General features: G+C 69.8%; 16 protein-coding genes. 8 read left to right on the forward strand and 8 right to left on the reverse strand.

The window, feature by feature from the left end:
- Together FXF65_RS30585 and FXF65_RS30590 are read right to left on the reverse strand one after the other, a co-directional pair.
- Complete coding sequence (locus FXF65_RS30585) at positions 1 to 1050, reverse strand: sensor histidine kinase (protein ID WP_148353531.1); 1050 nt, start codon at positions 1048 to 1050, stop codon at positions 1 to 3.
- Between the two features lie 681 nt (positions 1051 to 1731).
- Positions 1732 to 2031 (reverse strand): putative quinol monooxygenase, encoded by a 300-nt coding sequence (locus FXF65_RS30590; protein ID WP_148353532.1) that lies wholly within the window; start codon positions 2029 to 2031, stop codon positions 1732 to 1734.
- 141 nt (positions 2032 to 2172) lie between these two features.
- Between FXF65_RS30590 and FXF65_RS30595 the strand changes: the two genes are divergently transcribed.
- Positions 2173 to 3129, forward strand: a complete 957-nt coding sequence (locus tag FXF65_RS30595; RefSeq protein ID WP_148353533.1) for a GlxA family transcriptional regulator — start codon at positions 2173 to 2175, stop codon at positions 3127 to 3129.
- Positions 3130 to 3694: 565 nt separating this feature from the next.
- Complete coding sequence (locus tag FXF65_RS30600) at positions 3695 to 4240, forward strand: DUF4360 domain-containing protein (protein ID WP_222868798.1); 546 nt, start codon at positions 3695 to 3697, stop codon at positions 4238 to 4240.
- Between the two features lie 66 nt (positions 4241 to 4306).
- Here FXF65_RS30600 and FXF65_RS30605 read toward each other — a convergent pair whose 3' ends face one another.
- A complete protein-coding gene (locus FXF65_RS30605; RefSeq protein WP_148353535.1) occupies positions 4307 to 5539 on the reverse strand; it encodes an acetyl-CoA hydrolase/transferase family protein in 1233 nt (410 codons plus the stop codon).
- Positions 5540 to 5758: 219 nt separating this feature from the next.
- Between FXF65_RS30605 and FXF65_RS30610 the strand changes: the two genes are divergently transcribed.
- Entirely contained in the window at positions 5759 to 8122 is a 2364-nt protein-coding gene (locus FXF65_RS30610) for a phosphoketolase family protein (protein WP_148353536.1), read from the forward strand.
- Positions 8110 to 9219 (forward strand): acetate/propionate family kinase, encoded by a 1110-nt coding sequence (locus tag FXF65_RS30615; RefSeq protein WP_342787632.1) that lies wholly within the window; start codon positions 8110 to 8112, stop codon positions 9217 to 9219. The genes FXF65_RS30610 and FXF65_RS30615 overlap by 13 nt, the downstream gene beginning before the upstream one ends.
- Here the strand turns inward: FXF65_RS30615 and FXF65_RS30620 are convergent.
- The gene (locus FXF65_RS30620) at positions 9203 to 9877 is read right to left on the reverse strand and encodes a hypothetical protein (RefSeq protein ID WP_222868799.1); all 675 of its coding nucleotides are present in this window, start codon (positions 9875 to 9877) and stop codon (positions 9203 to 9205) included. The genes FXF65_RS30615 and FXF65_RS30620 overlap by 17 nt on opposite strands.
- Positions 9878 to 10083: 206 nt before the next feature.
- On the opposite strand from FXF65_RS30620, the gene FXF65_RS44035 reads away from it, so the two are divergent.
- Both FXF65_RS44035 and FXF65_RS30625 read left to right on the forward strand, forming a co-directional pair.
- A complete protein-coding gene (locus FXF65_RS44035; protein WP_187412578.1) occupies positions 10084 to 10254 on the forward strand; it encodes a hypothetical protein in 171 nt (56 codons plus the stop codon).
- A 32-nt stretch (positions 10255 to 10286) separates the two neighbouring features.
- Entirely contained in the window at positions 10287 to 11327 is a 1041-nt protein-coding gene (locus tag FXF65_RS30625; RefSeq protein WP_148353537.1) for a zinc-dependent alcohol dehydrogenase family protein, read from the forward strand.
- A 172-nt stretch (positions 11328 to 11499) separates the two neighbouring features.
- Here the strand turns inward: FXF65_RS30625 and FXF65_RS30630 are convergent, their stop codons facing one another.
- Complete coding sequence (locus FXF65_RS30630; RefSeq protein ID WP_187412579.1) at positions 11500 to 12012, reverse strand: CBS domain-containing protein; 513 nt, start codon at positions 12010 to 12012, stop codon at positions 11500 to 11502.
- A gap of 252 nt (positions 12013 to 12264) precedes the next feature.
- Between FXF65_RS30630 and FXF65_RS30635 the strand changes: the two genes are divergently transcribed.
- Positions 12265 to 13908: a sensor histidine kinase gene (locus FXF65_RS30635; protein WP_148353764.1), complete on the forward strand. Its 1644-nt coding sequence runs from the start codon at positions 12265 to 12267 to the stop codon at positions 13906 to 13908.
- A gap of 71 nt (positions 13909 to 13979) precedes the next feature.
- On the opposite strand, the gene FXF65_RS30640 is transcribed toward FXF65_RS30635, so the two are convergent.
- The 3 genes from FXF65_RS30640 to FXF65_RS30650 form a co-directional block, all read right to left on the reverse strand.
- A complete protein-coding gene (locus FXF65_RS30640; protein WP_187412580.1) occupies positions 13980 to 14432 on the reverse strand; it encodes a pyridoxamine 5'-phosphate oxidase family protein in 453 nt (150 codons plus the stop codon).
- 232 nt (positions 14433 to 14664) lie between these two features.
- Positions 14665 to 15525, reverse strand: coding sequence for a universal stress protein (locus FXF65_RS30645; protein WP_148353540.1), 861 nt, complete (start codon positions 15523 to 15525; stop codon positions 14665 to 14667).
- 160 nt (positions 15526 to 15685) lie between these two features.
- On the reverse strand, positions 15686 to 16069 hold the full coding sequence (locus FXF65_RS30650) for a hypothetical protein (RefSeq protein ID WP_148353541.1): 384 nt from the start codon (positions 16067 to 16069) through the stop codon (positions 15686 to 15688).
- A 224-nt stretch (positions 16070 to 16293) separates the two neighbouring features.
- Between FXF65_RS30650 and FXF65_RS30655 the strand changes: the two genes are divergently transcribed.
- Positions 16294 to 18939, forward strand: coding sequence for a bifunctional acetate--CoA ligase family protein/GNAT family N-acetyltransferase (locus FXF65_RS30655; RefSeq protein ID WP_148353542.1), 2646 nt, complete (start codon positions 16294 to 16296; stop codon positions 18937 to 18939).
- Positions 18940 to 19053 lie beyond the last annotated feature (114 nt).

Here is a 19053-nt window from a genome sequence, read left to right on the forward strand (position 1 = left end):
CTATTCCTCCTCCGCCGGCCATGTGATGTGGACCTGTGTGCCCTCGCCGGGAGTCGAACGGACCTCGAAGGAGCCGCCGATATCGCGGACCGCCTGTGGGAGCCGCCCGAGCCCGCCGCCCGGACGGACGGAGTCGACGTCGAAGCCCGTCCCCTCGTCGACCACGCTGACGATCAGGACGCCGTCAGCGTCGAACGCGGCGAAGAACGTGGCCTCCGGGGCCGGTCCCGAGTGCCGGCGGACGTTGGCGAGCGCCGCTGCCGCGGCGCCGAGGACGGCGTCGGCGACGTCCTCCGGCGGTTCGTCGTCGATGTGGAAGCGCGGATGGACGAGCATGCCCCGCAGCCGATAACGGGAGGTCAGCTCCATCAGGCGGGCGTAGAAGGCGGGCTGGTCCCCGTGAACGCCGCGGAGCAGGTTCCGCGCGGCGCGACCGCCGGACGCGGCGAGGTCGCGCGCGTCCTCCGGCAGCCGCATGTCGACGGCGAGGAGGTCGAAGATGCCCACTACGTCGTTGTGCATGTCCCGGAAGATGCGTTGGTGGTCGAGTTCCGTCTTGGCCTTGTGGGCGGCGGCCGTGGCTTCGGCTGTCTTAACGGCCATCGACCGCAACTGCGTGGCGACGTACAGGCCGACGACGAACCACATGACGAAGCCGAGCAGGTCCGAGCCGAGCTTCAGCCCGACGTCGGGCAGCAGGGCCAGGCACCAGGAACCCCACAGGACGAGGATCGCCAGCAGCGAGCGGACGCGGAGCCCGATCGCGAAGGCGAGGATCAGCGAGGCGATCAGGCTGAACGGGATCACCTCGGTCATGATCACGTTGCGGTCGTGCGGCGCGGCGGCCTGCGACCCGACCGTCATCAGCATGATGCAGAACGCGACGTCCACGACGGCGAGCCGCACATCGTCCCTGATCTTCTTGGTGTCGCGCAGCCGCTGCGCGACGTAGGCGGCCTCGGCCGCCGCGGCGAGAAGGGCGAGCACCGCGAGCCAGGGATGGACCAGCTTGTGCCACCCGAACAGCGGAATGACCAGGAAGACGACCATGAAGACACGGACGAAGGCCGCGACGAACGCCAGCCCCCGCTCGGTGTCCCGAACGAAGTCGTCCTTTATGTCCGGCGGAACGGTGCTCCAATCCAGAGCCTGTCTGATCCTTTTCGAACGTGACGGACTCTCCGAAAGCGCCACAGCCGCCCCTCCGCTCTTCCGGCTCTCAGCGCCAATGAGACGATCGGACGCCGAATCTCGTTGAAGACGTGCCGGTTACGCGGATCCGTATTCGCGAAATCAGAACGCCCGCAACGCCGCCCTGCGAGATCGTTTCGCAGCGGCCCGGAGACTCCTGCCAGCCCGTTTGAGCGCGCACGGCTCAGATACGGACGAAAGAGGAGTCGCCCGTGAGGCTTCGCGCAGAAGTGCAGTGAGACCCTCGTTGCGGCGACCATCCTTGTTTTGGGAGCAGCCGAGAAGCGCTCCGCAAATGGCCGTGTCATGCTTTCTGATCATTATCGGGGCGGGGACGCGCGCGCCGTTGATCTTGTTCGTCTCGGATGGGACGACCAACTTGAAAGTCGCATCGTCTAGCTCCAGCCTCGATCAGGCCCCGGCCGCCGTCTGGGACGGGTCAGTGCTAAGCGTCCAAGGTCGACCGGTTCGCCTGGAACATGACTGAGGCGAACCGGATCCTCACCGACCCGTCCCATCGAGGCGTCTTATTCGGCCCGGTCAGGGAAGCTTGGCGGCCAGGACATCGAGGGGCCGGATCTCAGGCGCTTCGCTGAGCATGGTCTCCGCGGCCTCCATCAGCGCGGCGGCGATCCTGCCCTCCAGATGCTCCTGGCGCCCCTGCTCGTCATCGAAGGTGTCGAAGACGCCGAAAGTGGTGGCGCTCAGCCGGAACGCGAACCAGGCGACGGTCTTGTCCTCCTGCAGCGCGAGTTGCAGCGCGTCGTGCAGCAGGGCCTCGACCTTGTCGGCGTACTCGGGCTTGGCCTCGATCTTCGCCAGCAGTCCGAGTTTGGTCATGATGCACTCCCGTGATGTGGATTCGTGGAAACGTGTGGCGCCGGTACAAGCACTGGATCTCGTCCGGACATCGAAGAATCTAGGCCGCTCAAGCCCACCCCACCCAGTGGCGGAAACGACCTGATCGATATCGTTTCCGCCATGCATGTCGCTGTACTCGCATACGACGGCGTTTTCGACTCCGGGCTCGCGGCCGTCCTCGATGTGCTGGCCGGGGCGAACGACATGCGGGGCGAGCTTCCAGAACCGCCGCCGCCCTGGAAGGCCACCACGATCGGCTTTCGCCGACAAGTCCGTACGGGCGCCGGGCACCTGGTCGAGACCACCCCCGTCAGTGCGGCCGAGGACGCGGACCTGCTGCTGGTGCCCGCTGTGGCCGAGAAACGGCCCGATGCCCTGATCGCGCGCGTCTCGAGTTCGGACGCCGCGCCGGTGCGGAAGTTGGTGGCCACGACACGCGAACGCCGCACACCCATCGCCTCCGCTTGCACGGGTACATTCCTGCTCGCCGAGTCGGGAGTCCTTCAAGGGCTGCACGCCACTACGAGTTGGTGGCTCGCACCGTACTTCCGCATGCGCTACCCAGAGGTCACGGTCGACGAGACTCGCATGGTCACCACATCGGACGGTGTGACAACTGCCGGGGCGGCTTTCGCACATGTCGACCTCGCACTCGCGATCGTCCGGATGAGCAGTCCGTCGCTTGCGGATCTGGTCGCCCGATATCTGGTCGTCGACGAGCGCCCGTCACAGGCGGCGTACACCATCGCCGCGGCACTCGCGCAGAGCGACCCGACGCTCGCGGCCTTCGAGCGCTGGGCTCGGACCCACCTCGATCAACCGATCTCGATCGCCGACGCGGCGCAGGCCATCGGTGTCAGCGAACGCACGCTCCAGCGGGCCATGCGCCGCACGCTCGGAACGTCACCCGTCCGCTTCGTCCAGGACCTGCGCGTCGAACGCGCCTCGCACCTCCTGAAAACCACAGACCTACCCCTGGAGATCGTTGCTCGGAAGGTCGGCTACGAGCACGCCAACACACTCCGGATCCTCCTGCGCGAGCGCACGGGCACAACCGCAGGCGCCTTGCGTCGATGACCTGCGGGGGATACATGTGATGGCCAGTAGTCGCTGTCCGACGCCCCTGTGCAAGGAACCGGGCAGCGTGCGACCGATTTCAGAAGACGCTGGCGAATCGTCGTCGGGGCCGGTGAGAACGCGGTACCGGGGGAGTTGTCGATCCTCAGCCGTGCGGGCGAGCCGCTCAGCGTCCACACCCCCGGCGAGATGACCGAGCCCATCAAGAAATACCGGCGCTAATCAGCAAGGTGACCCACGCGGCCAAACCGGATCACTCACCAAACGGAGCCCCGACGGCGTTCAGGAGACCCCGACAGCGGCCCATCAAGTTAAAAGGTGAAAGGAAATAGAACGAATTCAACATTGACATTGTTCATTGTGTGGAATTAATCTGATCGGGATTCTCGGCTCCAGGATCACCGTGGCTGTGCCGAGCGCCGGCACGGCCTTCGCTTACGCCTGCCTGGAGTGCTGCCCAATGATGAACACCGGACGCACAACGCTCGTGGCTCTGAGTGCCACTCTCGCCCTGCCCTGCCCGACCTCCGTCGCGGCGGCCGCGGACCCCCTCCCACCTGGGGAGATGACCCTGGGGGTGGTGGGATTCGAAGGTACAGGATGCCCGCCTGGACCGGACGGAAAAGTAGAGGTCACCCTTAAGAAGGACCACACCGGATTCACCATCCGGCTGGGCTCGATGGCTGCCCAGGATGGCGCCGGCTCAGGTCCGGATGACTACCGGAAGCAATGTGACCTCTTCCTTGATTACCACATTCCGTCGAGCCACACCTTTGCCGTCAGGCCGGTGAACTACACGGTCCGCGGACAACTGCAGTCCGGTGCCTCGGCTGTTCTGACATCGCGGATCTTCTTCCCGGGCGACCCAGGTCCGCGGACGAGAGTAGAGAAGCTCAGTGGCCCGTTCAGGGGGGTCCGGCAACTTCCGGGCTCTGACACCGAACTGAAGTACAAAGCTTGTGGGGAGGACCCGCTCATTCGCATCCAGACGGGCATGCTCATCGACATCGGCACTTCGGACAAGAACAGGAAGAGCTTCCTGGAACTGCCCAACGCCGACGTCTATGAATTCGCCTGGAAAGAGTGCCCCGCCCCACCCCGACCCCGGTAATGGCGCCCCCAGCGCGCCGCCTCGACCAGGCGATCCGGGAAAGGCTCAGCGGAGCGTGTGGGGTTGCTAGGTGAGTGGGAAGCCGAGTTGGCGGCCTTGTTCGCGTAGGTCGCCGCGGGCGGAGGGGTGGGCGACCTGGTCGACGATTTGCTGGGCTTGGGAGGCGGCGTCGTGTCCCCAGATGGTCGCGGTGCCTTGTTCGCTGACGATGTAGCTGTGTTGGAAAGAGGTGACCGGCCCGGCGAGGCGAGGGATGACGGTGGAGACGTCGGCGCGGGGGTGCCAGGACGGGAGGGCGATGATGGCGTGTCCGCCGTGGGAGTGCAGGGCGCCGACGACGAAGTCGGTCTGGCCGCCGAACCCCGAATAGACGACTCCGCGTACGCGGCTGGCGTTGGCCTGGGCGTACAGGTCGACTTGCAGGGCTGAGTTCACCGAGATCAGACGGGGTCGGCGGGCGATGAGGCTGGGGTCGTTCGTCTTCTCGGTTCGCAGCATCCGGACGCGTTCGTTGTGGTCGACCCAGTCGTACAGTTCGCGGCTGCCGAAGGCGAACGAGGCGGTGATGGGGACGGTCCGGTCGAGCGCGCCGGCCTTCTCCAGTGCCAGGACGCCGTCGCTGAACATCTCCGACCACACGCCGAGGCCGCGGCGGTCCAGGAGGGAGTCCAGGACCGCGTCCGGGACGGCGCCGATGCCGAGTTGCAGGGTCGCGTGCTCGGGCACCAGGTGGGCCACGCGTTGGCCGATCCGGGTCGCGATCTCTCCGGGCGGACGCGTCGCCGGCGTGGCCGGCGGCTCGTCGGTCTCGATGGCGTGGGCGATCTCGTCGATGGGCAGGACGGCGTCGCCGTAGGTGTAGGGCATGTGCCGGTTGAGCTGGGCGATCACGAGTCCGCCGCGGGCGCGGACGGCCTCGATGGCGGCGGGCAGGATGTTGACCTCGATGCCCAGCGAGACCGTCCCGCCCACGGGCACCGAGGTCTGCACGACGACGACGTCGGGAGGCAGCGGGCCCTTCAGGAGCTCGGGCACCAGCGACAGGCGGGACGGGAAGTACCGCAGGTTGCCTCGGCCGCGCATGCCCGCGCCGACGAACGGGGTCTCCAGGGCGACGCCGTCCCGGTCGGGCAGGTCGCCTTGGGCGTTCAGCATGAACAGCCGGTACTCCGGGAGCGCTTCGTCGAGGATCGGCAGGATCCGGCGCGGGGTGGCGAAGTTGCCCCCGGCGACGACGCGCGGCCGTCCCGGCAGGCTGGCCAGGACGGCAGCGAGCCGATCCTCCGAGATCACCCGCATCGGCGCGCCCTCCGGGGTACGGACATCCGTTCCATGGCTCGCATCGTTCTCTCCTTCGCGCCTCGCGGCGAAGTTCCGTCTCAACAGCGAATACCCCGGGATCTCGGTGTGCAACGGACCAAGGTCCTTTTCCGAGCCCGCCCGGGTGTGACCTTCGACCCTGCCCTGGTGCCGCCGCGGCGTGATTCGCTGAGATCAACGAGCGCAATTGGAGGAGCAGTGACGTCCACGACCGCAGACCCCGTTCGCACCGAGATCGAGCTGATCGACGCATATTGGCGGGCGGCGAATTATCTGTCGGCCGGGCAGATCTATCTGCTGGACAATCCGCTGCTGCGCGAACCGCTGCGGCCGGAGCACATCAAACCGCGATTGCTGGGCCATTGGGGGACCTCGCCGGGGCTCAACTTCTGCTACGTCCACCTGAACCGGGTCATCAAGGCGCGCGACCTGGACATGATCTACATCATGGGGCCGGGGCACGGCGGCCCGGCGGCCGTCGCGAACGCCTGGCTGGAGGGGAGTTACAGCGAGGTCTATCCTCGAATCTCCCAGGACGAGGCCGGGATGCAGCGTCTGTTTCGCCAGTTCTCCTTTCCCGGCGGAATTCCGAGCCATGTCGCGCCGGAGACGCCGGGCTCCATTCACGAGGGCGGCGAACTCGGGTATTCGCTCGCGCACGCTTACGGCGCGGCGTTCGACAATCCGGATCTCGTCGTCGCGTGCATCGTCGGGGACGGGGAAGCCGAGACCGGGCCGCTGGCGACCGCCTGGCATTCCACCAAGTTCGTTGACCCGGTGCACGACGGGGCGGTGCTGCCGATCCTGCACCTGAACGGCTACAAGATCGCCAATCCGGCGGTGCTGGCCCGCATTCCGGAGGACGAGCTGGTCCGTCTCTTCGAGGGGTACGGCTACGCCCCGATCATCGTGTCCGGGGACGACCCGGCCGTCATGCACCGGGAGATGGCCGAGGCGCTCGACCGCGCCCTCGACGAGATCGCCCGCATCCAGCGGGCGGCGCGGCAGGAGGGCTCGGCGCGGCGGCCTCGCTGGCCGATGATCATTCTTCGGACGCCGAAGGGCTGGACCGGCCCCGCGCAGGTCGACGGGCTCCCCGTCGAGGGGACATGGCGCGCTCACCAGGTCCCGCTCGCGGGCGTCCGCGACAACCCCGGACACCTCGCGCAGCTTGAGGAGTGGCTGCGGTCGTACCGTCCCGACGAGCTGTTCGACGGCGAGGGACGCCCGGTCGCGGCACTGCGCCGACTCGCGCCCGCCGGGGAACGCAGGATGAGCGCCAACCCGCACGCCAACGGCGGCCTGCTGCTGCGCCCGCTCGACCTGCCCGACCCGCGCGCGTACGCGGTGCCGGTGAAGGAGCACGGCCGGGCCACGGCGGAGGCGACCCGCGTCCTCGGCGACTACCTGCGGGAGGTCGTCGCCGCCAACCCGTCCAATTTCCGCATCATGGGACCGGACGAGACCGCGTCCAACCGACTGGGCGCCGTTTTCGAGGTCACCGACCGGGTCTTCGCGGGCGAACTGCTCCCGACCGACGACCACCTGGCCCGGGCCGGACGGGTCATGGAGGTGCTGAGCGAGCACCTCTGCCAAGGCTGGCTGGAGGGATATCTCCTCACCGGACGGCACGGCCTGTTCAACAGCTATGAGGCTTTCATCCATATCGTGGACGCGATGTTCAACCAGCACGCGAAATGGCTGAAGGTGACCCGTGGGTTGCCGTGGCGACGCCCGATCGCGTCCCTCAACTACCTTCTCTCCTCGCATGTGTGGCGGCAGGACCACAACGGCTTCACTCACCAGGACCCCGGTTTCCTGGACGTCGTCATGAACAAGAAACCGGAGATCGTCCGGGTCTACCTGCCGCCGGACGCCAACACCCTCCTGTCGGTCGGTGACCATTGCCTGCGCTCCCGCGACTACGTCAACGTAATTGTCGCCGGAAAGCAGCCCGCTCCGGTCTGGCTTCCGATGGACGCCGCCGTCGCGCACTGCACCCGCGGAATCGGGATCTGGGAATGGGCGTCCACGGATGGCGGAGCCGATCCCGACGTGGTGCTGGCGTGCGCGGGCGACGTCCCGACGCTGGAGACCCTCGCCGCCGTCGACCTGCTCCGTCAACTGCTCCCGGAACTGCGCGTCCGGGTGGTGAACGTGGTGGACCTCATGCGCTTGCAGCCGGTCGAGGAGCACCCGCATGGGCTGTCCGACACCGAGTTCGACGCGCTGTTCACCACCGACAAGCCGATCATCTTCGCCTTCCACGGCTACCCGTACCTGATCCACCGGCTCACCTACCGCCGCGCCGGGCACCACAACCTGCACGTCCGGGGCTACAAGGAGGAAGGGACGACGACCACGCCGTTCGACATGGTCATGCTCAACGACCTGGACCGCTTCCACCTGGTCATGGACGTCATCGACCGCGTCCCGACCCTCGGCGGACGGGTCGCCCACATCAGGCAGCGCATGGCCGACGAACGCCTCCGCCTCCGCGCCTACACCCGCGAACACGGTCAGGACGCCCCCGAAATCCAGAACTGGACGTGGCCGCATTGAGAGTCCTCACCGTCAACCCCGGCTCCAGCAGCGTCAAGTTCAGCCTGGTGGAGGCCGACGACACCGTGCGCGCGCGTGTCGAACTGTCCACGGGCGGGGCGGATCGGGAGGCCGAGCGCGTGCTCGCCTCCGTGGCGCGGCTGCCGCGGCCCGACGCGGTCGGCATCCGCTTCGTCCACGGCGGACGCGACTACACCCGTCCCGTGGTGATCGACGACGAGGTCGCCGAGCGCCTGCACGAGCTGGCCGACCTGGCGCCGCTGCACCAACCGCTGTCGCTGTACGCGCTGGGAGAGATCCACCGGGCGTTCCCCGACGTCCCCACCGTGGCCTGCTTCGACACGGCCTTCCACGCCACCCTCCCCGAGGCCGCCGCGACCTACGCGCTGCCCGCCGAATGGCGCGAACGGTACGGGCTGCGCCGCTACGGCTTCCACGGCCTGTCGCACGCCTACGCCGCCCGCCGCGCCGCCGAACTGCTGGGCGCCGACCTCTCCGACCTGCGTATGGTGGTGTGCCACCTGGGCGCGGGCGCGTCGCTGGCGGCGGTGGCGGGCGGCAGGTCCGTCGACACCACGATGGGGTTCACCCCGCTCGACGGACTGGTCATGGCCACCCGTGCGGGGGCCATCGACCCCGGCATCCCGCTGTGGCTGCTGGCGCACGGCGTCCCCGCCGAGGAACTGCGGGACGCCTTCGAGCACCGCTCCGGGCTGCGCGCCCTGGCGGGGACAGGCGACATGCGCACATTGCGGTCCCGAGCCGCCGCCCACGACGAACAGGCGGTGTCGGCGCTGGCCGTCTACCATCACCGGCTGCGCGGCCAGGCGGCCGCGATGACCGCCGCCCTGGGCGGGTTGGACGCGCTGGTGTTCACCGGCGGGGTCGGCGAGCACGCCCCCGAGACGCGCCGGCGGCTGGCCGCCGACCTGGCCTACCTGGGCGCCCGGCTCGACCCCGAGCGCAACGACGCCGCCCGGGGCGACTCGGTGATCAGCCCGCCGGACGCCGCGGTCGCGGCGGTCGTGGTCACCGCCCGCGAAGACCTGGAGATCGCCGCGGGCGTCCGCTCGGCCCTCATCAGGCAGGTGCAATAGAAATCGGGTTTCGGGCGAGGGCCTCGGCGCGTTCTTTGATGCCGAGCAGCATTCTGCGTTCCATGATGAGGCTTCCGGGTTCCATGACCAGTAGATTGAACAGCCGGGCAGGGATCGAGGCGTGCGGCATCGCGATGCGGTTGCGGCTGATCAGCCGAATTCCCTCGGCGCAGTGCAGCAGCGCGAACGCCCATACCCAATTGCCGTCCTCGGATCGGAACACCAGCGCGTGGTCGGGGTCAAGGATTTCCACGCGAAGGCGCGGCCCCTTGGGGCCCAGCGGATACGTTTCGCCGACCTTTAGATTCTGGAATTCGGGGAGGACTTCCCTGGCGCTGTGCATGTCCAGGCCCAGGAGGTTCTCGATCCAGTCGTAGGTGTAGGCGCCGCCTCTGCCGCTGCCCATCTGGACCAGCCAGGGCCAGACCGCCGTGGCGGGGGCGTGCACCGTGATCGCCCGGGTGGCCAGGACGGCGGGCTCGGCCAGCAGATCGTCCCCAGGCATGGTCATGCTCGCCTCGTCGCCGGTCGCGCCCCACGTGAGGCACCGCTCGCGCAAGAACACCCGATAGGCCGTCGCGAGGCCCCCAACCGCCAAGCCAAGCCCGATAAGCGTTCTAGCCCTGCCGAATCCATTGATCCCTAGCGGAGTGGTCATCTCGTCTCCCGTTGGCACTGTTCGGCTTCGCTTCCAGGCTCTGTCGGCTAAAGGAACGGCGCCAGGGACCTTCGTCCTTCGAGGTACGCGGCACCGTCGAAGTGCACTGTCAGTGGGTGCGGGGGGCGAGTTGCGGACGTTGGTCCTGCCGGTTGCGGACGTAGCTCCCTCGCCGCGGCGGTCCGGGTCGACGAAGGTGAACGTAGGTGCTGTTCACAAGCCCCCATCCGCGCGGAATCTTCGACTTCGTCATGGGGATGAACCGCTGGGAGCTGCGGGACGTCCGCTATGCATTTCTGATGAATGACCGCTATCCGCCATTCCGACTAGATATGGGCGGCGCGGGGCCCGTGCGCGAGCACCCGGTTTCGCGGTGACCGAGAAGAGACTTCAATGAAGGAGGCATGCCATGCGTGCGCTCATTTACCACGGCCCTGGGAAGAAGGCATGGGAGGAGGTTCCCAAGCCGCAGCTCATCGACGACGGTGACGCGATCGTCCGAGTGGACGCGGTGACGATCTGCGGCACGGATCTGCACATCCTCAAGGGCGACGTCCCGGCCGTGACGGACGGGCGGATCCTCGGGCACGAGGCGGTCGGCACGGTCGAGGCGGTCGGTCCCGGCGTGCGGACGGTCAAGCCGGGCGACCAGGTGCTCGTGTCGTGCATCACCGCCTGCGGAAGGTGCCGGTTCTGCCGCGAGAGCCGCTACGGGCAGTGCCTGGGCGGCGGTGGCTGGATCCTCGGCCACAAGATCGACGGGACGCAGGCCGAGTACGTGCGGGTGCCGTTCGCGGACACCTCCGTCCACCCGCTGCCCGCCGGGGTGCCCGCGCAGGACGTGCTGATGTTGGCCGACATCCTGCCGACCGGCTACGAGGTCGGCGTGCTGAACGGGGCCGTCGGCCCGGGCGACGTCGTGGCCGTGGTGGGCGCGGGCCCGATCGGGCTGGCGGCGATCATGGGCGCGCGGTTGTTCAGCCCGAGTCACGTCATCGCCATCGACCTGGCCGACAGCCGACTGGAGGCGGCCAAGGAGTTCGGCGCCGACATAACGATCAACAACTCGCGCGAGGACGCCCTGAGCGCCGTCCGCGACCTGACCGACGGGCTCGGCGCGGACGTGACGGTGGAGGCGGTCGGCGTGCCCGAGGCGTTCGAGTTGACGGTCGCGCTGGCCCGGCCGGGCGGCCGGATCGCCAACATCGGCGTGCACGGCGCTCCGGCGGCGCTGCACCTGGAGGAGCAGTGGATCCGTGACATCACCATCACCACGGGCCTGGTGGACACCTTCTCCACCCCGACCCTGCTCCGCCTGCTGTCGGGCGGCCAGTTGGACGCCGGGCGCTTCATCACCCACCACTTCACGCTGGACGAGTTCCCCACGGCGTACGACGTCTTCGCCGACGCCGCCCACACCGGGGCTCTCAAAGTCGTCCTGACCCGCTGACACCGCCGAAAGAGGAGCCGCAGCCGTCGATCGATGGCTGCGGCTCTTTTCGCGCCCGCACACGTAGTCACGCCGTGGGCTTCTAGACATCGACGACCTTCGGCCCCGGGACCCGAGCGGAGCCGCGACCCAGCGTCGACCTGGCCGGATCAATGGCGTTGGCAGGCCACGGTCAATCAGGGCCTATCCGGCTCCGGTCCGGGTGACCCGGGGTTTGGGGGAGTACCGGCTCCACCCGGTACAGGGACGGCATCCCCGCGCTGCGCGGTGCGATGTCGCGGTGTGCACCGGCGAGGGCGGCGATCAGGTCACGGGCGGTGATCAGACCGACGAGGGCGCCGTGTTCGTCGGTCACGGGCGTGTAGTCGGTGTCGGCCTCCAGCATGGCCCGGGCCGCCTCGGCCACGGCGGACTGCGGGCGCACCGTGGCGGGGCGGCGGTGCGGCAGAAGGGTGGTCACGGGACGCCGGGCGTCGCGTGGGGTGGTGGCGTTCCAGGCGGCGGTGAGGGTCTGGGCGTCGATGACGCCCAGAAAGCCGCCCTGGACGTCGGCGACCGGCAGGTGGTGCACCTCGGCCTTGCACATCAGCTCCCAGGCCATGAGGACCGACTCGTCCTCGGCGATGGTGAGCAGGTCGCGGGACATCAGTTCGGCGACGGCGCGCTGCTCCAGTGGCTCGGTCATGGCTCCCCCCAGGCGTGTTCCCGTTCCGCCGGCGGCTCCGCCGTCCAGGGCGGAACCTCCTGACGCTCCCCAGCCTGCGTCCAACATGCGCCTGCTCCCAGGGCCGAAGGTCCCACGGATCGGCTCGGTGTTTCTGGAGCATGACTCTCGTCGCCGTCGGTGGGCGATACTGGCGGCGTGGCCGAGGGACCTGACACCAGCCCGGATCGGGCGCGGCTGATCCTGCCGCAGTTGCAGTTGGACGACCTGCTGATGGAGTTGCAGGCGCGGTTGGAGGCGGCGCGGTCGACGCGAGACCGTGTACACGCGCTGCTGGAGGCCGTGGTCTCGGTGGGCAGTGAGCTTGATCTGGAGTCGGTGCTGCGGCGGATCACCGAGGCCGCGATCACGCTGGTCGACGCCCGTTACGGCGCGCTGGGGGTGATCGGGGAGGAGGGGGAGCGGCTGGTCCGGTTCGTCACGGTCGGTGTCGGTGAGGCCGAGATCGAGGCGATCGGGCACTGGCCGGAGGGCCACGGCATCCTCGGGCTGCTGATCCGCGAGCCGCACCCGTTGCGGTTGCCTGATCTGGGGGGTCATCCGGCGTCCAGTGGTTTCCCGGCGAATCATCCGCCGATGCGGTCGTTTCTGGGTGTTCCGATTCGGGTGCGGGATGAGGTGTTCGGCAATCTGTATTTGACGGAGAAGGCGGGTGGTGGGGAGTTCGATCAGGAGGACGAGGTCGTGGTGACGGCGCTGGCGACGGCGGCGGGGGTGGCGATCGAGAACGCGCGGTTGTATGAGGAGACGCGGCGTCGGGAGCGGTGGCTTGAGGCGTCGGGGGAGATCTCGACGGCGTTGTTGTCGGGGACTGATCCGTATGAGGTGACCGCGCTGGTCGCGCAGCGCGCCCGGGAGATAGCCGACGCCGATTTGGCGGCGGTGGCGCTGGTCGAGGAGGGCGCCGGACATTTCACGGTGGCGGCCGCGCACGGCTCGGGCGCCGAGGGGCTTGAGGGACTGCGGGTGCCGCTGGACCATTCCGTCGCCGGGCCCGTGTTCGCCGAGGGCGCCGCGCTACGGCTGGCCGACGGGAGCAAGGCGGCGCAGGAGGCGGGCGTCCCGGTGCACGTGCCGATCGGTCCGCTGCTGGTGGTGCCGCTCGGGTTGGGTGCTTCGGCGCGCGGCGTCCTGTCGGTGATCAACGCGCCCGGTGGTGCGGTGTTCTCGGCGGGGACGCAGCGGTTGCTGGAGGCGTTCGCCGGGCAGGCGGCGGTCGCGCTGGAGTTGGCCGGGCGGCGGCGGGACGCCGAGCGGTTGACGTTGCTGGAGGATCGTGACCGGATTGCCCGGGATTTGCATGACACGGTGATCCAGCGGTTGTTCGCGACCGCGATGGGGCTGATGGCGGCCATCAAGATCACACAGAAGCGGGATGTGGCGGTCCGGGTGCAGCGCGCCGTGGACGACCTGGACGACACCATCCGGCAGATCCGCTCGACGATCTTCGCGTTGCAGGGCCCGGAGGTGGAGGAGTCGCTGCGCAGCCGCCTGCACGCGCTGGTGGACGCCGCGACCGAGCAGCTCGGGTTCGCCCCCTCGGTCCGGTTGGACGGGCTGCTCGACACCGCCGTCGACGACGAGACCGGCGACCACCTGCTCGCCGTGGTCCAGGAGGCCCTCTCCAACGTCGCCCGGCACGCGCGCGCGACCGAGGCGGCTGTGAAGATCGACGTCGGTGACGACGTCACGGTTCTGGTCGAGGACGACGGCGTCGGCATCCCTGAGGGCGGCCGTCGCAGCGGGCTTCGCAACATCGACGAGCGGGCCAGAGCATTGGGCGGTTCATGCACCGCCAAACCACGGCCCGGCGGCGGGACGGTGCTGTCCTGGTGCGTCCCGCTCAAGGAGGCGTGACCGGGGGCACCCACCTACAGGAAACGCGGCGATCGACGAGGTCAGGGACGCCTGACCCGGGTGGCGCGGTTTCAGGCGGAGTCGTCTGTGGGGTCGACGTGTTCGACGGTGACTCCGCCCGGGTGCAACGGGATCCGGCGGCCGGAGACGCTGTGGGGACTCAGTCGTACGAAGGAAGCGTCGGGCCAGTGGATCCAGGGGGTGAGGGGCAGCGTCCGGAGTCGTTCCAGCTCGCCGGGGTCGGTGACGATCTCGGGGCGGCCGGTGATGAGGACGCTCCACGCGGTTCGGAGCGCGGGTTCGAGGTCGTCGGCTTCGAAGGTGAGCGGACGCCCCGCGCGGACGGCGTCGAACTTGGATCCGGGTGCGGTCATGAAGACGGGCGTCTCCCCGTCCATGACGAAGTTGACCGGCAGGACGTCGACTATCCCGCCGTCCCCGGCCCAGGCGATGCGGCCGACCTGGACGCGGCGGAGCAGGTCCAGGCAGGTGGCTCGGTCGAGTGTTTCCAGGTCGGTGCTCATGTGGCCTCGATTCGCGTGCCCGTGGCGACGGACGGGAGCGCCGGGACGTCGGTACCCCATGGTCACGCATGACGGCGGTGACGTCGGGGAGGAGCAGCAGCGTGTCAGCCGTGTCGCGAGCGGCGCGGCCCGCCAGGTCCTTACGACCCGGCGCCACGCGGTCCCGTCCCGGCGCAGCGCCCAGCCGTGCTCCGCCCGCATCACTCGGCGGACCGAGGTCCGTACAGTCCGGTCATTCGTAGGGGCGGACGACGGCGACCGGGCAGTGCGCGTGGTGGATCACGCCGTGGCTCACCGAGCCGAGCGGGAGGGAGCGTCCGCGCGAGCCCACGACGAGCAGGGCGGCGTTGGTTGAGGCCATGGCCAGCGCCTCGGTCGGGTGCCCGGCGACCACGCCCTTGACGACCTTGACGTCGGGGTAGCGCTCCCGCCAAGGGGCGAGGGTCGTGGCCAGGTGGCCGCGGAGCGAGTCGGCGAGGATCGGCCACTCCACTCGCGCCTCGATCGCGAGCGTGGGCAGACGGCAGGCGTGCACCGCTCGCAACGGCGCGCCCCGGACGGCGGCCGCGGCGAACGCGTGGTCGAGCGCTGGTGCCGGGTCTTCGACCAGGTCCAGCCCGACCACGACCTCCTCGGTCGTGGGGTCGTCACCCTCGGGCCGGTCGCGGATCACGATGACGGGGCCGGGGTAGTGGCCGGCCAGGCGCAGGCTCGTGGAGCCGAGCAGCAGTCCGGTGAAGCCGCCTCGGCCGCGATGCCCGACGACGACGGCGGTGGCTTCGTCGGCGTACTGGCGCAGCCCGGCCGCGACGGTGCGGTCATGGACGAGCATGGTCTCGACCGCCAGAGCCGGGCGGCGGTGCAGGGCCAGGGCGCGGGCCTCTTCCAAGATCTGGTTGCCGGACTTCACGAGGGCTTCGGAGATGCCGTCGGTGGTGTGCCCCGGCCCGTCCAGAGTGGCCGTCTCCACCACGTGCAGGATGCGCAAGGTCGTGGCGGTGCGCGCGGCCTCGTCCGCGGCCCAGCCGATGGCGTGATCAGAGGACGCCGAGCCGTCGGCTCCGGCCAGGATCGTCGTTCGTTGCGTGGACATGTCCCTCTCCTCAGGTCAGTGCGGTCACCGGGGTGTCAGCGGCGGCAGCAACTCGTGCGCGGCGCGCCCGCCCGTTGCGGACGCTCTGCCGATCTCAGCGTCCGCCGCGCGTCCGCCCGTCCGTAGGGACCTTCGTCCCGGCGCGGGCGGCGTCCGTCCCTCATCCGAGCCGTCGGTGTTCTCCCTTGCCGGACGCCCGGGTGTGCCGCGGCGTCCTGCGGAAGGCGTCCCGGCGCTGAACCGAACTCTCCACGCGGGCGCGCAGCCGGGTACCGGCCAGGCCGATGGCCTCCTGCATCGATGCCGCCGCGGCGTGGGCGTTGACCGGCAGCCCGTTGAGATCGACGCGGAGCGAGACCAGATTGGGCCGGGGCACGGCGGGATCGTGGTGCACGCTCAGCGTCACACTGACGTGCAGGACCGGGCGCGGTGCGTGCGCCAGCACCCGGGTGACGATCTCGTGGGCGCGTCGCACGTCGTCCTCAGCGACGTCCGTGGTGGTCGTGACCTGGATGTCGAACTGCTCCGGAACTGTGCCAGGCATTGGGAGCCTCCTTCTGCGCGTGGACCGATGACATGAGCATTGGCCGTTGAAATGAGCATTGGCCGTGCGCGGTGGTTCGCCCTAGGGACCTTGGCCCCCGGCGGCCTGGCCATTGGCCCCGGCGCCGCCAGCCGCGGCACGTACGAAGGTGTGGGACCAAGGTCCCTGCGGCCGGTGACCTTGGGACGCTGATCTGCGGGTCCGTCTCGTCGGACCCTGGAGGCATGACAGAGAGCCTCTCGGGCGCGCGGGCGTTCGCCCTGCTGACCGATGGAACGCAGGTGGAGATCAGGCGGCTGGACGCGACGGACCGCGACGCGGTGTGCGAGCTGCACGGCGGCTTGAGCGAGGAGAGTCTCTACCTGCGGTTCTTCGGCCTGAACCGGGGCATGGCGAGCGCGGTGGCCGGACGGGTCTGCCGCCCGGACGGCGACGATCACGCCGCGTTGGGCGCGTGGCTGGACGGGGACCTGGTCGGCGTGGCGGAGTACGAGCCGACCGACGTACCGGGGGAGGCGGAGGTCGCGATGGCCGTGGCCGACCGGATGCACCACCGGGGCGTCGGGACGTTGCTGCTGGAGCATCTGGGGTCGCTGGCCCGCGCCAACGGGTTCCGGGCGTTCCGAGCCGACACGCTGGCCGAGAACACCGCGATGCTGCGGGTCTTCGCCGACGCCGGGATGCCCGCCCGCCGCCGCGTCTCCGGCGGCGTCGTCGACCTGACGCTGCCGCTCGCAGTCGACGAGCGGTACCTGGACGCGGTGGCCGAGCGGGAACGCCGCGCGGACGTGGCCAGCCTGGAGCCGTTGCTGCGCCCGCGGACGGTCGTGGTCGTCGGCGCGTCCCGCAACACCGGGACGGTCGGCGCCGAGGTCCTGCGCAACATCGTCGCCGGTGGCTTCAAGGGGAGCGTCCACGCGGTGAACCCGCACTGCGCGGGGCCCGACGACCTGCACGGTGTCCCGTGCGTGGCGTCCCTCGCCGACCTCCCCGAACCGCCGGACCTGGCGGTCGTCACCGTGCCCGCGGAGTCGGTGCCGGGCGTTGCCGCCGCGTGCGGGCGGTTCGGCACGTCCGCCCTGGTGGTGCTCAGCTCCGGGCTGTCCGCCGCGCAGGGACGCGACCTGCTGGCGGTGTGCCGCGAGCACGGCATGCGGCTGGTCGGGCCCAACTGCCTGGGAATCGCCAACACCGCCATCGGGCTGGACGCGACGTTCGGGGCCCGTCATCCCGTCCCCGGGCAGGCGGGCGTGGCGGTGCAGTCGGGCGGCGTCGGGATCGCGCTGTTGGAGCAGTTGTCACGCTTGGGCATAGGCGTCTCCTCGTTCGCTTCGGTCGGTGACAAGTACGACGTCAGCGCCAACGACCTCCTCATGTGGTGGGAGTCGGACGAGACGACCCGGCTGGGAATCCTGCACGTGGAGTCGTTCGGCAACCCGCGCAAGTTCGCCCGCACCGCGCGCCGGGTCGCCGAGCGGATGCCGCTGCTGACCGTCCTGGCGGGACGCTCGGCGCCCGGGACCCGGGCGGCCGCGTCGCACACCGCCGCGGCCGCGACCCCGGAGCTCACCCGCCGGGCGCTGTTCGAGCAGGCCGGGATCGTGGCGACCGACGACCTGGGCGAACTGGTGGACGCCGCCGCGCTGCTCGCGACCCAGCCGCTGCCGGACGGGCGGCGGGTGGCGGTGGTGTCCAACGCGGGCGGGGCCGGGGTGCTCGCCGCCGACGCCTGCGCCGACACCGGACTGACCGTTCCCATCCTGGGAGCGGACACGCAGCGGCGCCTGGCGGCGCTGCTTCCCGCCTGCGCGGCGGTCGCGAACCCCGTCGACACCACCGCGGCGGTATCGGCCGGGGCGTTCCGCCGCGTGCTCGATGCGGTCGCCGCAGACGAATCGGTCGACCTCGTGCTGGCGCTCTTGGCGCCCACGGCTCTCGGTGACCTGCGAGGGGCGCTCGGCGGGGACGGAAAGCCGATGGCCGCCGTCGTCCTCGGGCAGCCGGAGACCGTCCTGATCAACGATGACGGTGTTCCGTGCTACGCCTACCCGGAGAACGCGGTCCGCGCGTTCGCCCACGCCTGGTCCCACGCCCGGCGGCGGGGCGTCCCGTCCGATACGCCGCCCGCCATGCCGGACCTGCGGCCGGAGGAGGCTGCGGCCATCACCGCCCGCTTCCTGACCGGATCCCCGGACGGCGGATGGTTGCCGCCCACCGACACCTTCCGGCTCCTGGAGTCCTATGGCCTGCCGCTGGCCCCTTGGCGATGGGCGCGGTTCGAGGACGAAGCAGCGGCGGCGGCCCGCGAACTCGGCGGCCGGGTCGCGTTGAAAGCGCACGTCCCCGGCATCGTGCACAAGACCGCGGCGGGCGCCCTGCAACTGGACCTGCACGGGGACGGCGACGTCCGCAATGCCTTCCGCCAGTTCGCCGCCCGGTTCGGTGACGATCTGGAGGGCGTGGTCGTCCAGGCCATGGCGGCAGACGGCGTCGAGGTGCTGTGCGGCGCCGTCCAGGAGGAGGTGTTCGGCGCCGTGGTCATCTTCGGCGCCGGAGGCATCGACACCGACGCGCTGTCCGACCGCGCCGCCCGGCTGGCCCCGCTCACCGAGCAGGAGGCCGACGACCTGATCCGCGAACCGCGCCTGTCCACTCTGCTGCTGGGGCATCGAGCCCGTCCGCCCGGCGACCTCGCGGCACTGCGCGACACACTGCTCCGCCTCTCCAGACTGGTGGCCGACCACCCCGAGATAGCCGAACTCGACCTCAACCCCGCCATAGTCCGCCCGGACGGAGTAGTGACCGTCGACGCCCGCATCCGCCTAGCGCCACGCCGAACATGGGACCCCCACCTCCGCCGCCTGCGCTGATCTCTGTGCGGACGCTTGCTTATCTGATTATTCCGTTGGACGGGTCTGACGCCGTTCTGATGGACGGTGGTAGCGCTGGCTGTACCGGGCGGTTCTCGTAGGCGGGATTGAGCG

This window comes from Actinomadura syzygii, from assembly GCF_008085905.1.
GTDB classification, from domain to species: domain Bacteria; phylum Actinomycetota; class Actinomycetes; order Streptosporangiales; family Streptosporangiaceae; genus Spirillospora; species Spirillospora syzygii.

Excerpts from the sequence above, each read along its gene's own strand:
- FXF65_RS30585 (WP_148353531.1), bottom strand. The coding sequence starts at position 1,050 with ATGGTCGTCTTCCTGGTCATTCCGCTGTTCGGGTGGCACAAGCTGGTC.
- FXF65_RS30590 (WP_148353532.1), bottom strand. The coding sequence starts at position 2,031 with ATGACCAAACTCGGACTGCTGGCGAAGATCGAGGCCAAGCCCGAGTAC.
- FXF65_RS30595 (WP_148353533.1), top strand. The coding sequence starts at position 2,173 with ATGCATGTCGCTGTACTCGCATACGACGGCGTTTTCGACTCCGGGCTC.
- FXF65_RS30600 (WP_222868798.1), top strand. The coding sequence starts at position 3,695 with ATGACCCTGGGGGTGGTGGGATTCGAAGGTACAGGATGCCCGCCTGGA.
- FXF65_RS30605 (WP_148353535.1), bottom strand. The coding sequence starts at position 5,539 with ATGCGGGTGATCTCGGAGGATCGGCTCGCTGCCGTCCTGGCCAGCCTG.
- FXF65_RS30620 (WP_222868799.1), bottom strand. The coding sequence starts at position 9,877 with ATGACCACTCCGCTAGGGATCAATGGATTCGGCAGGGCTAGAACGCTT.
- FXF65_RS30625 (WP_148353537.1), top strand. The coding sequence starts at position 10,287 with ATGCGTGCGCTCATTTACCACGGCCCTGGGAAGAAGGCATGGGAGGAG.
- FXF65_RS30630 (WP_187412579.1), bottom strand. The coding sequence starts at position 12,012 with ATGACCGAGCCACTGGAGCAGCGCGCCGTCGCCGAACTGATGTCCCGC.
- FXF65_RS30635 (WP_148353764.1), top strand. The coding sequence starts at position 12,265 with ATGGAGTTGCAGGCGCGGTTGGAGGCGGCGCGGTCGACGCGAGACCGT.
- FXF65_RS30640 (WP_187412580.1), bottom strand. The coding sequence starts at position 14,432 with ATGAGCACCGACCTGGAAACACTCGACCGAGCCACCTGCCTGGACCTG.
- FXF65_RS30645 (WP_148353540.1), bottom strand. The coding sequence starts at position 15,525 with ATGTCCACGCAACGAACGACGATCCTGGCCGGAGCCGACGGCTCGGCG.
- FXF65_RS30650 (WP_148353541.1), bottom strand. The coding sequence starts at position 16,069 with ATGCCTGGCACAGTTCCGGAGCAGTTCGACATCCAGGTCACGACCACC.
- FXF65_RS30655 (WP_148353542.1), top strand. The coding sequence starts at position 16,294 with ATGACAGAGAGCCTCTCGGGCGCGCGGGCGTTCGCCCTGCTGACCGAT.